Origin of the sequence: Shimia abyssi (assembly GCF_003014475.1) — a bacterium.
Lineage (GTDB): Bacteria > Pseudomonadota > Alphaproteobacteria > Rhodobacterales > Rhodobacteraceae > Shimia > Shimia abyssi.
The window spans coordinates 277,722-292,540 of sequence record NZ_PYGJ01000003.1 but is presented as its reverse complement, the minus strand read 5'-3'; the positions used below and the strand labels follow the sequence as shown (position 1 = coordinate 292,540).

The window sequence follows — 14,819 nt, the reverse complement described above, 5'->3', positions numbered from 1 at the left end:
ACCCTATGGTTGACACACCAAAATCCGCGACTTTGACGATTGACGACACGTCATACGAATTGCCGATCCACTCGCCCACAGCCGGTCCCGATGTGTTGGATATTCGCAAGCTCTATGGTCAAGCAGGTGTGTTCACCTATGACCCAGGTTTCACCTCGACGGCGTCGTGTGAATCGACAATCACTTATATCGATGGCGAAGAAGGTATCCTTCTGCACCGCGGTTATCCAATCGATGAACTGGCCGGCAAATCTCACTATCTTGAGGTTTGTTTCCTGCTGCTCTACGGTTATCTGCCCACCGCCGCCGAACTGGAAGAGTTTGAAACCACCATCACGCGCCACACTATGGTGCATGAACAGATGATGAACTTTTTCCGCGGTTTCCGTCGCGATGCGCACCCGATGGCGATCATGACTGGTGTTGTTGGCGCGATGTCAGCGTTTTATCACGACTCCACCGACATCACCGATCCGCGCCAGCGCGAAGTGGCTTCGCACCGCTTGATTGCAAAAATGCCAACGATTGCTGCAATGGCCTACAAATACACAATTGGTCAGCCATTTGTGTACCCACGCAATGATCTGGATTATGCGTCCAACTTCCTGCGTATGTGCTTTGCCGTGCCTTGCGAGGAATATGAGGTTAACCCGATCCTCAGCCGCGCCATGGACCGTATCTTTACGCTACATGCCGACCACGAACAGAACGCGTCTACGTCGACTGTCCGTCTTGCCTCGTCTTCTGGCGCAAACCCGTTTGCGTGTATTGCTGCTGGCATTGCTTGCCTTTGGGGCCCTGCCCACGGTGGCGCAAACCAGGCCTGCCTCGAAATGCTCAAGGAGATCGGCACCCCCGATCGCATCCCTGAATATATAGCACGCGCCAAGGACAAGAACGATCCTTTCCGCCTGATGGGCTTTGGGCACCGCGTTTACAAAAACTTCGATCCGCGTGCAAAGGTGATGAAACAGTCCGCAGACGAAGTGCTGGACCTGCTAGGTATCGAAGACAACCCTGTGCTTGCCACCGCCAAGGCCCTGGAAGAAGCCGCGCTGGCAGATCCCTATTTCGCGGATAAAAAACTATTCCCGAACGTGGATTTCTATTCCGGCATCATTCTCGAAGCGATGGGTTTCCCAACCTCGATGTTCACCCCAATCTTTGCGCTGTCGCGCACCGTTGGTTGGATTTCGCAGTGGAAAGAACAACTGTCAGATCCGGCGCATAAAATCGGTCGCCCGCGCCAGCTGTATCTCGGTGAAAACGAGCGCGGCTATGTCGACATCGAGAGCCGCTAATACGCTCCGAGTTCCAAGAAAAACGCCCGGCATCTGGCATGCCGGGCGTTTCTTTTTTGGGTGGTTCAGAAAATGGAAACTGTTACGCGGACAGGCAAATCCGAATAGGCGTTTGACAATAGGCCAATTGCCACAAATTAGGCCACCAAAAACCCGAGCCAAACGGTTTCCAGTTTTGCCTTTTTTGTTGCAATGCCTGCGGGCTTAGCCTAGCGATGGTTCACGGTCCGCAGTTCACCGAGGCGCCGCCGGTCATTTGACCACGCTAAACCTGTTTGATTTAAACGACAGCATGCTTTTCGCCGTGCCGTCGACAAGGGCGGCCATCGACCTCACCCTTGGGCGGCACGATCAGTCAAAAGGATGCGCGCCATGTCAAAAGACGCGACCCCACTTTTTATTCCCGACGTTACGGGATTCGCCAAAACCTTGCGTAAATCGCTTGCCGATCAAGATGGTATACCCGGCCACGCCGCCATGCTGGCCTTGATCGCAAAATCTGCCGGGTACAAAAACCACCAACATCTGCGCGCGAAGCCAGCACCAGAGCCGCTTGACGAACTGGCCCTAAAACGCGCCCTACGAGTGTTTGACGAAACAGGCCGCATGGCGCGCTGGCCAAAACAAACCAAGGTGCAGGGCCTGTGCCTATGGCCATTCTGGGCGCGCTTACCTGCGCATCAGGATATGACCGAAAAAGAGGTGAACGAGGCGTTGAAACAGGGGCTAGCCTTTGCCGATCATGTACTTTTGCGCCGTTCGCTGATCGATCACAAACTGGCCACGCGCACCATCGACGGGCGCACATATCGGCGGCTGGAACAGAAACCACCGCCCGAGGCGCTCGCGCTTATCAACCGTCTCAGGCAATAACGCAGCTCAGCGCCCCTCGTATTTCGCGGGGCGCTTTTCCAGAAACGCAACAACGCCTTCCTGGAAATCGCGGCTCTTGCCAAGCCGCCCTTGCAGACGCGCTTCGTTCTCCATCTGCCCCTGCCAATCGTTGTCCCAGCTCTGGCGAAGCGCCTGTTTAATACGGCGATAAGCTTCGGTTGGACCATCGGCAAGCTGTGCTGCACGGTCACGCCAATGCGCATCAAACGCATCATCCTCGACCGCTTCCCAGATCATACCCCAGTCATCCGCCTGTCGCGCCGTGATCTTGTCTGCAAACAATGCCGCGCCCATCGCTTTGGCTGTACCCATTGCGCGCGGCAACACATAGGTTCCGCCCGCATCGGGCATCAGGCCAATACGCGCAAAAGCTTGCATGAAATAAGCGCTCTCTGCTGCGATCACCACATCCGCCGCCAGCGCAAGGTTTGCCCCCGCCCCCGCCGCTGCGCCATTGACGGCACAGATTGTCGGAACCGGGCACTCGCGAACGGCCCGGATCATGGGCATGTATTCATCCCGCAATCCACGCTCCAGATCCATGCTCGCCGCACTACCACCATCGCCCAGATCCTGCCCCGAGCAAAAGGCTCGCCCCTGACCTGTAAGAACAACAACACGCGCGTTTTGTCCCGCGTGAATCATCGCGTCGGTAATTTCCGCCCGCATCTGCTGGGTCAGCGCATTCATCGTATCCGGCAAGTTCAGCGTCAAAATCGCAACGCCATCCGTTATATCAAGGGTAATAGTCTGGTAGATCATTCGTTCTCTCCGCTTCAGCGTGACATTGCCACCCCGGCCAGACCGCTCCAAGCGGAACCTGACGTCAGTCTTTCAGGATTTCGTCCAGACGCGCCTGCTCTTCATTGCTCAGACTGTTTGCCACCGGTTCAGGCGCGACGCTACGCCGTCTGAGATAGGCACCCGCCAACACCAGCGCAAGCAGGAATGCCATTGGGCCCGCAGCCCATAATAGCAGATTTGATCCACCGGTTTGCGGGCGCAGCAACACATATTCGCCATATCGATCGACAACAAAATCAATCACTTCGTCATTGGTATCGCCATCACTCAGGCGCTCTCGTACCAGAATACGCAAATCCCGCGCTAGGTCTGCATTGGATTCATCAATACTCTCGTTGCGACACACCAGACATCGGAGATCCTTGGAAATAACCCGCGCGCGCGCCTCGAGCTCTGGATCGTCCAATACTTCATCCGGTTGCACCGCCCAAACCGGCAATGCGATTAGCACGACCATCGCCGCGCGCGTCAGAACTTGCCAAAGTCTCATTCTGCAGGCACTCCCCCAGTCGGGGATTTCCGAGCCCCTGCCGCCACACGATAGCGTCGATCCGACAGGCTGAAGATCCCACCCAGCGCCATTAAGGCGCTACCGATCCAGATCCAGTTCGTCAGCGGCTTAATATAGGTGCGCACCGTATATCCGCCATCGTCCTGCGGATCACCCACCACAACATACACATCACGCATCAGACGATAATCAATCGCCGCCTCTGTCGTGGGCATTGCAGATACCGGGTAGACTCTCTTTTCAGGTTCCAAAACGGCAACGTCTTGACCATCCTTGCGTACCAGAACGGTGCCCTTGGTCGACAGGTAATTCGGACCCGGCGCCTCGCGCACATTCTGTAAGGTCAGCTCATAAGCGCCAACCATGTAAGGCTGATCAATATAGGCCACGCGGATGTCTTCTTCTTCCCAAGCCATCAGGCCAGACACCCCAATCATGGTCACTCCCATGCCCGCATGGGCCACGGCCTTACCCCAATCCGCGCGCGGCAATCGGCCAAGCCGACCAAGCCTTGCGCCAATCGCGCCTTTGCCGGTGCGCGTATACACGTCCGTTACCGAGCCAAACACCATCCACGTGCCCAGAAACAAGCCGACAGGTCCAAGCAGGCTGCGCCCGGTCTGCAACGTCCACGCCAATCCACCCAGCAACACAGCCAATGCCAACGCTGGCAGCAATGGTCGAATGACCTTGCCCAGCTTGGCCCGTTTCCACGGCAACATGCCACCAATCGGCATGGCGATGCCCAGCACGATCATGAACGGCGTAAATGCCATGTTGAAAAAGGGCGGTCCCACGCTCAGCTTACGGACAAAGAATATCTCGGACACGAGCGGCCAGATAGTACCCACAAACACAACAAAACAACTTACTGCCAACAGGATATTGTTCAGCACCAGCCCGCTTTCGCGACTGACCATGCCAAACACACCCTTGGCCTCCATCGTCGATGCGCGCGCGGCAAAAAGCGTCAGCCCACCTCCGGTAAACAGCGCCAAAATCGCGAGAATATAAACGCCGCGTTCCGGATCATTGGCAAAAGCATGCACCGAGGTGATCACGCCAGAACGCACAATAAATGTCCCGATCAGTGAGAATCCAAAGGCCAGAATGGCCAGCAGGATGGTCCAACTTTTCAACGACTCGCGTTTTTCAACCACAATCGCGGAATGCAACAACGCCGCCGCCAAAAGCCATGGCATAAAGGACGCGTTTTCAACCGGATCCCAGAACCAGAACCCGCCCCAGCCCAGCTCGTAATAAGCCCACCACGATCCCAACGCGATACCAATGGTCAGAAACACCCACGCCGCCAAGGTCCAAGGCCGCACCCAACGCGCCCAAGCCGCATCGACCCGGCCTTCGATCAAGGCGGCAATGGCAAATGAAAACGCCATCGAAAGTCCAACATACCCCAGATACAAAAATGGCGGATGGAACGCCAAGCCGGGATCCTGCAACAACGGATTTAGCCCGCGCCCATCAAAGGGCGCATCTTTCATACGGATAAAAGGGTTAGATGTCAGCAGGATAAACCCAAAAAACGCCACCCCCACAGCCGACTGAACCGCCAGTGCGCGCGCGCGCAAGCTGGGTGGCAAGTTGCCCCCGAACCACGCCAGACAGGCACCAAACAATGTCAGGATCAGCAACCATAACAGCATCGATCCCTCGTGGTTCCCCCAAACGCCGCTAATTTTGTAAAGCATCGGCTTGAGCGTGTGCGAGTTGGCTGTCACCAACTGAACCGAGAAATCCGACAGAACAAACGCATAGGTTAGCGCGCCAAAAGAAAGTGCTGTGAGCAAAAACTGGATCACCGCCGCAGGTTCCGCCACGGCCATCCAGCCGGGCCAGCGTTTATGCGCACCGATAAGAGGGATAACAGCCTGCACCATGGCGGTGATGGCGGCGAGGATTAGGGCGAAATGGCCGAGCTCTACTATCATGCCTCGAATATAGGCCGCGCACACGGCGCGGCCAATCGGTTTCGACAATTCCGGGTGATCACATTGTCGCGGTCACCCCGCCCGCGCCCTCTGCCAGTCCCGCAATGCCGGGTTATCATGTAACGCATCTGCGGGGTTTGCGGTTTCCGCATTGCCCTCTTCGGACTTCAAAGCGCGCACATCCTGAATGTTTTCAACAACTTGAGGCACGCTTGCAATGCTGGTGGCAATGGCGCGCTGAAACTCTTGCCCTTTGGCCTGATGACGCGCGCCAAAATAAAAGCTCACGACCACGCCAAGCAACCACCAAAGCGGCTCCGGCACCAGTGCAATGCCAGCCATGCGTTCTGCGAACCAAACCGGGTTCGCCATGGCCGAAACGAACAATCCCAAACAGCCCAACGCCATGGCCGGACGTGGGAGCCGGTTCATACCATCCATGAACCGGTCAAACCTTCCACGCCCGGCCTGTCGAAACTCGGCCGAAAACCCCTTCATAGCTGCAACCTGCACGTCCATTGCCCGCTGCGCGCCGGCTTCGGCGTTTTCGCGAAACACCTCGGCCGTTTCCTTGACCGCATTGCGGCCACCACCAAACACCAGCGAGATAAGCTTCTCGATCACGCCCATGACGAAACCCTCTTCTGAAACTCTTCATCGCTCAGGTGGTAGCGCGGCGAGATGAACTCCTCCGCTCGGCGAATCCAGCCACCCTTGCCCCCGGAACGACTACGCGCATACTTGCGGCTTTTGGGCCGCTTATCTGCGATTGACAGGTAATAATTCCGCCGCGCGATCCCATAAGCATCGGCCAGATGATCCGGCGCCGCCGCAGCCGCCGCCTCAGCCGCGGCAATCGTCTGTGGCCCAATCGCGCCGTCTACGGTCACTTTGTGCCCCATCTGCCCCAACAAACGCTGAAGGATCTTCACTGCGTTTGAACCGGCGTTGACATACATATCGAAAACCGAGGCCTGCAGCGCATATGGCATCCGGTTCACACCGGGTTTCACAAAGTAATGCTTGAGGAAAACCTCTTCAGCGTCGCTGCGGCTCAGCGCGCGAACATCATTGATGTCAACATCTCCATCGCGGTCCTTGTCCAGCCCCAGCTGGCGCGCGGTGCCAATCGTGACACCGTATTTTGTGGCGCCGCCCGGATCGTCGGGGTCATTTACAAAACCCCCTTCACGAGCAACGATTTCCTTGGCGATCTGCCTGACATCCTGCATGGCGTTTCCTCGCGATTTGCAACGCCAATCACCTTGCCGCAAAGAGGTTAATCCCGCCCAAGACCACCGTACGCAAGACGCGACACATCAAAAAGGCCCGTACCGTTTTCCCGGTCGGGCCTTTCCAAAAGTACGAGAAAAAACAGTTTAACTTTCCGTATCAGGCTCCACGTAAACGCCTTGCTCCTTGAGCGCGTCCACCACCTCTTTCGGCATGTATGTTTCGTCGTGTTTCGCAAGGATTTCAGAAGCTTCGAATACGCCGTTGATGTAACGCCCCGTGCCAACCATGCCCTGATTTTCTTCAAACAAATCAGGCAACACACCCCTATAAGCCACGGGAATCGAAGCACCGCCATCCGTTACCGAAAACGTCACCGTCTCGCCCTGACCGCGCACCAATGTGCCCTCTTCAACCAAACCACCCATACGGAACACTTCGCTCGCATCCGGGGGTGTTTCGGCCACCTGACTAGGCGATCGGAAAAAGTTTATCCCGTCGCGCATCGCATACCCGATAAGCGCCGTCGAAACCGCCAAAGCCACAAACGCGACCACAATCACTTGTATCCGCCGTCTCTTCTTGAGGTTTTTCATCCTTTTTCCCCTACTTGGCCCCTTTACGGGAAAACAGGTGCCAGCATCAAACCAGCCGTTTCCGCTTCTCCCAGCATCAGATTGGCATTCTGCAACGCCTGCCCGCTGGAGCCTTTGGTCAAATTATCAAGCGCCGCAACCACGATCACGCGCCCGTCTATCCGGTCCGCGACCACGCCAATATGACAAAAATTCGAGGCCCGAACATGTTTCGTGCTCGGTGCTTCGCCAAAGGGCAGAACTTTGATAAATGGCTCACCGTCATAAGTCTTTACCAACGTATCATACACTTCTTGTGCGCTCCCGTGCACATAGGCTGTCGCCAGAATACCCCGGTTTGCAGGCACCAGATGCGGTGTGAACTGGATTTTCACATCGCGCCCTGCCAACCTGCTGAACTCTTGGTCAAACTCGCCCAAATGCCGGTGCGTCCCCCCCACGGCATAGGCATGATATCCTTCGCTCAGTTCAGCATGCAAAAGGTTCTCCTTAAGCGACCGCCCTGCACCAGAGACTGCACATTTCAGGTCCAGAATGATATGATCGAGATCAACAACACCGGCCTTGATCAGTGGCGACAAAACATACTGCCCGGTGGCCGCGTTACAGCCAGTGCCCGCCACGAGCCGAGCGCCCTTGATCTCGTCACGATAAAATTCGGTCAGCCCGTAAACCGCTTCGGCTTGGCACTCCAGTGCATCATGCGCACCGCCATACCACTTGGCGTATTCTTCAGGATCACGCAGCCGGAAATCGGCGGAAAGATCCACAACCTTCAGCGATTTGGGCAAATTCCGGATCACTTTCTGGCTGGTCGCGTGTGGCAACGCACAGAAACACAGGTCCACATCTGCAAAGTCAATCTCATCGATCTTGCAAAGGGTCGGCAGGCTCAGATGGCGTAGATGCGGGAATACCGCGGCCATTTCCATGCCAGCCTTACGATCCGCCGACAGTGCCACAATGTCCATGTTGGGATGAGTGGCAATCAACCGAACCAGCTCTGCGCCTGTATATCCGCTGGCACCAAGAATTGCGATTTTATGGGTCATGATACGACCTGTTCCTTTCTGAAACGCGTGACATCACACGCGCACAGCCCTGAGTTCTGGGCGATATGTAGTCGAGAAATAGACGAATTACGAGAGGCGCAGCGTTCACGCTGCTTCAAACGTGATCCTTCGTCGCAGGAACTGCGTCGCGCGGTCCGAAACACGTCGCGGGTCACCTGTGGTCAGGAACAGGCTATCCGCTCCGGTTCCCGTCATCTTGGGATGGCGCTGCAAATAGTCCGCCAATGACTCCGCAACCAGATTGGCCTGCGAAAACACCTTCACATCCGCCCCCAGTGCATCCTGAAAGGTTTCGTGCATCAGCGGATAATGTGTGCACCCTAAAATGGCCGCCTGCGGGTTGGGCATCTTGCGTTTTAACGCATCGACGTGCGACCGCACCAATGCTTCGGCCAAAATCAGATCGCCATCCTCAATCGCATCCACAACCCCACCACAGGCTTGCGCCTCGACATCCACGCCAATGGCGCGAAAGGCCAGCTCACGCTGGAAGGCACGGCTCGCAACCGTTGCCGGTGTCGCAAACAGCGCCACATGCTTGACCTCCACTTCGCGCGGCGGGGAATTATCGCCCCAGCTACGTTCGGTCAGCGCCTCAATCAATGGCACGAACACGCCCAGCACCCGTTTGTCAGCTGGGATCCAGCTTTCCTGCATCCGCCGGAGCGCGGCAGCGCTGGCCGTGTTGCAGGCTAGAATTACCAGATCACAGCCCGCATCCCACATGCGCGACACGGCCTTGGTCGTCAGACCATAGACATCGTCCGCATCCCGCACCCCATAAGGCGCGTGCGCGTTGTCTCCAAAATAGACAAACGATTGCTCAGGAAGCCGCTTTGTCACGGCATCCAACACTGTCAGTCCACCCAGACCACTGTCAAAAATTCCGACTGCCATCTTTTCCCATCCGACACGCCCGATCAAGCGCGGTATTTCTCTTCAAATTCAAAACCATAGCCCAGATTTCTCATGGGCGATGGGGACAAAGCATAAGTCTCTTGTCGGAGGAAGTCCATCAAGTTGCGTGTGTCCATGGCGCGATCATTCAGCACATCCCTACCGATCGGTTTGCCAACAACAACGCGCACCGGCGTATCCACACGTTTTTTGAACTCACGGATCAGAAAACCCATGCGCAGTGTCACGTGTAAATGACTGGCCAGTTGGAACAAACGCGTCGTATGTCCATCAAAGAAAACAGGCAAAACCGACGCCTCGGATTTGGCGATCATGCGCGCTGTAAACCCGCGCCAACCGGGGTCAAGCGGTGTGCCAAACGGCTTTTCTGCGGTCGACACCGTGCCACCGGGGAAGATGCCAATCGCGCCACCATTCGCCAGATAATCCAACGACACCTTGCGCGTGCGCAGGTTCAATTTCACGTCCTCTTTGGTGTTGTCGAAACTGATCGGTAGCACCACCCGGTTCAAATCTTCGGCCTTGCGAAACACCTGATTGGCTAGAATGCGAAAATCACCCCGCGTCTGGCTCAGGATGTGGCCCATCATCAACCCGTCCAAAATGCCATAAGGATGGTTCGCAATCATGATCAGAGGCCCGGAACGCGGCACATTCTCAAGCGATCCGCCAATCACCTCCAGTCGCAGGCCATAACGCTCGCGCATGACCTCCCAGAAATCCCGTCCCGCGGCAACCTCGTCTTCATAACCCTGCGCGCGCTTGATCAAACTGATCCGCCCAGTGGCATTTTCCATGACACGGATCATCGCCCGCCCGCCCTTGGTGCTGGCGGAAAAGGCATAGCTGATCTCTCTGGCGACGTGGTTTTGGCTTGGCATGGTACAAGTCTTAGCTGACAGTTTGGCTCCACATACGGCGGACGCCGCATTTGAACCAGCCTCTACAACATCGACATGACAACGGTATTACCTAACGGCAACACTCATTCTATTCTGCCGCAACGTTCACCTGATCCTCTGCGTTCAATGCCGCCAAGAGCACCTCTCGCCGCTTTGCCGCTTTTGCTTCGTTGGCTTGTTTAACCGGGCCAAACCCGCGGATGTCCAATGGCAATGCGGCCAATGCCACAGCAGCTTCCGACGCGCGTTCTCCGTGTTCGCGAACCACCGAAATCATATCCGCCTCATATTGCCTTATCAGAGCCCGTTCCATCTGGCGTTCGTCGCTACGTCCAAACACATCCAAAGGTGTTCCGCGCAGCCCCTTCATCCGGGCCAACACACGGAACCATCTCTCCATACCTGCGCCATACTCTTTTTTCATGGGCCGTCCATTCGGCCCCTCTTTTGAGAGTAGCGGCGGAGCTAGCTGGTATTTCACTTCAAAGTCGCCTTCAAAAACCTCAGCCGCCTTTTCACGGCTCTCAATATGCAGGCGGGCAACCTCGTATTCATCCTTATACGCCAACAGCTTATGGTATCCCTTGGCAACAGCCTCTTTCAAACGGACATCCGCGATACTGTCCACCAGCTTGCGATAGCGCTTGGCCAATCGCTTGCCCTGGTATTTCACCAGATGTTCCGCACGGAACGCGATTTTGTCGTCCAACGATTTGGGTAGTTCAACAACCTTTGGCGCAGCCAGCCCAGATGCCTCCGCGGGAAAGAGCGCTGCCCAACGACCAATTTCAAACGCCCGCTTATTGCGCTCCACCGCCGTCCCATTCAACTCAATCGCGGCCACGATGGCCTCATGGCTCAGCGGCACCAGCCCTTGCTGCCACGCAGCTCCAAACACCATCATGTTGGAATAAATCGAATCCCCCATGACCACGCGCGACAGTTCAGAGGCGTCAAACATCGCCAACCTGTCCTGCAAGCGTGCTTGAAGTGCGACCTCTAACCGACCGGAAGGCAACCTAAATTCTGTATCCTGCGTAAAATCACCCGTGATAATTTCATGGCTGTTCACCACGGCACCTGTCCGCCCGGTCCGTGTGAGCCCCAACGTCTTGGCGCCGGCACTGACCACCAGATCACCGCCAATCAGCGCATCCGCCTCGCCGGTCGCAACGCGCACCGCACTGATCGCCTCGCGGCTTTCGGCCAAACGGCAATGGATATGCACCGCGCCGCCCTTTTGGGCCAACCCCGCCATCTCCATCATCGCCGCTGCTTTGCCGTCAATCTGCGCGGCCTGCGCAAGAATGGCACCAATCGTCACAACCCCGGTACCACCAACACCCGTGATGACCACGTTGTGCGTGCCCTCAATTGTTTTCATTGCGGGCAGCGGCAAATCTGGCAAATCAAGCGTTGCCGTCGCGGCCTTCTTGATCGTGCCACCTTCAATGGTCAGAAAACTGGGGCAGAACCCGTTCAAACAGCTGAAATCTTTGTTACAACTTGATTGGTTGATCTTGCGCTTGCGCCCCAGCTCGGTCTCAACCGGCTCGATCGAGATACAATTGGATTGTACACCACAATCGCCACAGCCTTCGCATACATCCGTGTTGATAAACACACGACGATCCGGATCAGGAAATAGTCCGCGCTTGCGGCGGCGGCGTTTCTCTGCGGCGCATGTTTGCACATAAACAATAACAGATACACCTTTGATTTCCCTAAATTCTTTTTCAATCAGAACCAGTTCCGCACGTTCATGAAAACGCACACCACTGGGGAAATCTGACTGATCCACATCCTCTTTCTCATCATACACCACCGCGACATGCGCGACACCCATGGCCTGCACTTCGGACGCAATTTTCTGCGGGGACAGCCCGCCATCGTTGGCCTGCCCACCAGTCATGGCGACGGCATCGTTGAACAAAATCTTGTAGGTAATCGTCGTGCCCGCCGCCAATGCAGCGCGGATCGCCTGAACGCCCGAATGGTTATACGTGCCATCGCCAAGGTTTTGAAAAACATGCGATGTATTTGAAAACGGTGCTTCACCGATCCAGTTGGCCCCTTCACCGCCCATATGCGTATACCCAACCGTGTCGCGGTCCATCCACTGCACCATGTAATGACACCCGATCCCCGCATAGGCCCGGCTGCCCTCTGGCACCTTGGTCGAACTGTTATGCGGGCAGCCAGAACAAAACCACGGCGTGCGCACGGCAATGTCTTCGGCATTATCCGCGCGTTTGGCTTCGGCCAATGTGGTCAGACCCGCCTTGACACTTTCAGTGCCGCGGCCCTCTTCGATCAGGACAGCGCCCAATTTTTCAGCAATCATGATCGGGTCAAGCGCACCGCGTGTCGGGAACAGCTCCTCGCCATGCATCGAACCTGCACCACCGCCCTTGTGCCATCCATAAACGCGCCGCCCGCGCCGATCATCAAAAATCGCCTCCTTGACCTGCACTTCGATCAGTTTGCGTTTCTCTTCAACAATGACAATCAGATCCAAGCCCTCGGCCCAGTCGCTGAAACCCTTCATATCCAGCGGAAATACCTGTCCAACCTTATAGGTGGTGATGCCCAGTCGTTCCGCCTCTTCCTCGTTCACTCCGAGCAGATCAAGCGCATGAACCAGGTCAAGCCAGTTTTTGCCCGCCGCGACAAAGCCAATCTTGGCCCCCGGTTTGCCCCAGACACGCTTGTCCATCTTGTTGGCATGTGAAAACGCTTCGGCGGCAAACCGTTTGTGATCGATCATGCGCGCTTCTTGATCGTGAGGCGTGTCGACCAACCAAATGTTCAACCCGCCTTCAGGCATATCAAAATCAGGTTCGACAAAAGACATACGTTCGGGATCACCGTCCACCACGGCCGTCGCTTCGATCGTGTCCTTCATCGTCTTCAAACCAACCCACAGCCCGGAAAACCGAGACAGAGCAATGCCATAAAGACCATAGTCCATGATCTCCTGCACCCCGGCGGGCGACACAATCGGCATATATGCATCAACGAGCGCCCATTCGCTCTGGTGCAAAACGGTTGAGCTTTCACCGGTGTGGTCATCGCCCATCGCCATCAGAACGCCACCCATGCGCGATGTGCCTGCCATATTGGCATGACGCATCACGTCACCGGTCCGATCCACACCGGGCCCCTTGCCGTACCAAAGACCAAAAACGCCGTCGAATTTTCCCTCGCCACGCAGTTCCGCCTGCTGGCTGCCCCACAGCGCCGTTGCAGCAAGGTCTTCGTTCAAACCAGACTTGAACAGAACGTCATGCTCAACCAGCACCTTCTCTGCCCGCATCATTTGGCTATCCACCGCGCCTAGCGGAGAGCCACGATAGCCCGTGACATACCCAGCTGTGTTCAAACCAGCAGCCGTGTCACGCACTTTCTGCATCAGCATCAAACGCACTAGCGCTTGTGTGCCATTTAACAGAACTGAGCGCTTGCTAAGGTCTAGTCTATCGTTCAAGGAAATCTTCTGGATGCTCATCTTGCGCTCCCCTTCGCTGGATGGACCATGTGATCAATATAGGTGCAATATTAGGTCATAAATTCTGACCTAAGCAAACATTTTTTCGTCATTTCCAAACATTACGTCACCTGCCCGGTTCCGTTTTTCGGCTATTTCGCCTACACAAATGAAAACGTCGCGAAAGTTACCAAAATGGACTGGGATAAGCTCAGAATCTTCCACGCTGTTGCCGATGCCGGCAGCCTTACACATGCTGGTGATGTCCTGCATTTGTCGCAATCTGCGGTTTCGCGCCAGATTCGTGCGTTAGAGGATTCGTTGAATGCCACACTTTTTCACCGCCATGCCCGTGGACTGATTCTGACCGAACAAGGCGAGCTATTGTTTGACGCCACCAAATCCATGACCAAACGTCTAGATGCCGCCTCGGCACGTATTCGCGACAGCGAAGAAGAGGTGTTCGGAGAACTCAAAGTCACGACAACTATTGGTTTTGGCACATTGTGGCTCGCTCCGCGCCTCAAGAAACTCTACGAGAAATACCCAGACCTCAACATTGACCTTATGCTTGAGGAAAAAGTGCTCGACCTACCTATGCGCGAGGCCGACGTCGCCATCCGCATGAAGGAACCAAGCCAGGCCGACCTCATTCGCAAGCGCCTGATGAGTGTACGAATGCGTCTTTACACAACGCAGGATCACCTCAATCGCCATGGGCCGGTCAATGAACTGCGCGACCTTAAGAACCACCGCCTGATCTGCCAGAATATCAATTCTGAACAGGTTGGCGCGGGTGCCAGCTTTGTCCAAAGTTTGCTCGGAGAGGGCGGGCAGTCGCTTTTGTACGTCAACAATTACTTTGGCGTCCTTCAGGCTGTGCTGCACGATCTTGGGGTTGGAGTTTTGCCAGACTATGTGATTCAGGATTTTCCGGAACTCATCCGCGTTCTGCCCGAGATCGAAAGCGCCGAAGTCCCTGTTTTCCTCGCCTATCCAGAGGAATTAAGACAATCCAAGCGCATCTCCGCCTTCCGCGACTTTGTGCAGGAAGAGATTATTTCACATCGCAAACAGTTGGCCAAAAAGGGAAATCCCTAAGCTATGCCAAAAACGCATAGCGGCCATGCTGCACGTGCGGCATAAAAAAC

General features: G+C 55.8%; 13 protein-coding genes. 3 read left to right on the top strand and 10 right to left on the bottom strand.

All coding sequences use genetic code 11. From position 1 onward, the window contains the following. The first annotated feature begins 5 nt into the window (after positions 1-5). Both gltA and CLV88_RS08005 read left to right on the top strand, forming a co-directional pair. Positions 6-1,301 carry a citrate synthase gene (gltA, locus tag CLV88_RS08010; RefSeq protein WP_106607849.1) on the top strand — a complete coding sequence of 432 codons (1,296 nt, stop codon included), beginning with the start codon at positions 6-8 and terminating at the stop codon, positions 1,299-1,301. 372 nt (positions 1,302-1,673) lie between these two features. Beyond that, positions 1,674-2,174, top strand: coding sequence for a DUF2087 domain-containing protein (locus tag CLV88_RS08005; protein WP_106607961.1), 501 nt, complete (start codon positions 1,674-1,676; stop codon positions 2,172-2,174). Positions 2,175-2,180: 6 nt separating this feature from the next. Here the strand turns inward: CLV88_RS08005 and CLV88_RS08000 are convergent, their stop codons facing one another. From CLV88_RS08000 to CLV88_RS07955, 10 genes are all read right to left on the bottom strand, one after another. Beyond that, entirely contained in the window at positions 2,181-2,957 is a 777-nt protein-coding gene (locus CLV88_RS08000) for an enoyl-CoA hydratase-related protein (RefSeq protein ID WP_106607848.1), read from the bottom strand. Between the two features lie 64 nt (positions 2,958-3,021). Then, positions 3,022-3,489 carry a cytochrome c-type biogenesis protein gene (locus CLV88_RS07995; protein WP_106607847.1) on the bottom strand — a complete coding sequence of 156 codons (468 nt, stop codon included), beginning with the start codon at positions 3,487-3,489 and terminating at the stop codon, positions 3,022-3,024. After that, the gene (locus CLV88_RS07990; protein WP_106607960.1) at positions 3,486-5,459 is read right to left on the bottom strand and encodes a heme lyase CcmF/NrfE family subunit; all 1,974 of its coding nucleotides are present in this window, start codon (positions 5,457-5,459) and stop codon (positions 3,486-3,488) included. Before CLV88_RS07990 ends, CLV88_RS07995 begins: the two co-directional genes overlap by 4 nt. Before the next feature lie 72 nt (positions 5,460-5,531). Beyond that, a complete protein-coding gene (locus tag CLV88_RS07985; RefSeq protein ID WP_106607846.1) occupies positions 5,532-6,089 on the bottom strand; it encodes a holin family protein in 558 nt (185 codons plus the stop codon). Further along, entirely contained in the window at positions 6,080-6,691 is a 612-nt protein-coding gene (locus CLV88_RS07980) for a holin-associated N-acetylmuramidase (protein ID WP_106607845.1), read from the bottom strand. The genes CLV88_RS07985 and CLV88_RS07980 overlap by 10 nt, the downstream gene beginning before the upstream one ends. A 147-nt stretch (positions 6,692-6,838) precedes the next feature. Continuing rightward, positions 6,839-7,288, bottom strand: a complete 450-nt coding sequence (ccmE, locus tag CLV88_RS07975; protein WP_106607844.1) for a cytochrome c maturation protein CcmE — start codon at positions 7,286-7,288, stop codon at positions 6,839-6,841. A gap of 23 nt (positions 7,289-7,311) precedes the next feature. Then, positions 7,312-8,340 (bottom strand): N-acetyl-gamma-glutamyl-phosphate reductase, encoded by a 1,029-nt coding sequence (gene argC / locus CLV88_RS07970; RefSeq protein WP_106607843.1) that lies wholly within the window; start codon positions 8,338-8,340, stop codon positions 7,312-7,314. A gap of 105 nt (positions 8,341-8,445) precedes the next feature. Then, positions 8,446-9,258: a glutamate racemase gene (gene murI, locus CLV88_RS07965; RefSeq protein WP_106607959.1), complete on the bottom strand. Its 813-nt coding sequence runs from the start codon at positions 9,256-9,258 to the stop codon at positions 8,446-8,448. A 23-nt stretch (positions 9,259-9,281) separates the two neighbouring features. Beyond that, positions 9,282-10,160, bottom strand: coding sequence for a lysophospholipid acyltransferase family protein (locus CLV88_RS07960; protein ID WP_106607842.1), 879 nt, complete (start codon positions 10,158-10,160; stop codon positions 9,282-9,284). 109 nt (positions 10,161-10,269) lie between these two features. Continuing rightward, on the bottom strand, positions 10,270-13,689 hold the full coding sequence (locus tag CLV88_RS07955; protein WP_106607841.1) for an indolepyruvate ferredoxin oxidoreductase family protein: 3,420 nt from the start codon (positions 13,687-13,689) through the stop codon (positions 10,270-10,272). A 174-nt stretch (positions 13,690-13,863) separates the two neighbouring features. Here CLV88_RS07955 and CLV88_RS07950 point away from each other — a divergent pair, with 174 nt between their 5' ends. Continuing rightward, positions 13,864-14,769, top strand: a complete 906-nt coding sequence (locus CLV88_RS07950; protein WP_106607840.1) for a LysR family transcriptional regulator — start codon at positions 13,864-13,866, stop codon at positions 14,767-14,769. The last annotated feature ends 50 nt before the right edge of the window (positions 14,770-14,819 follow it).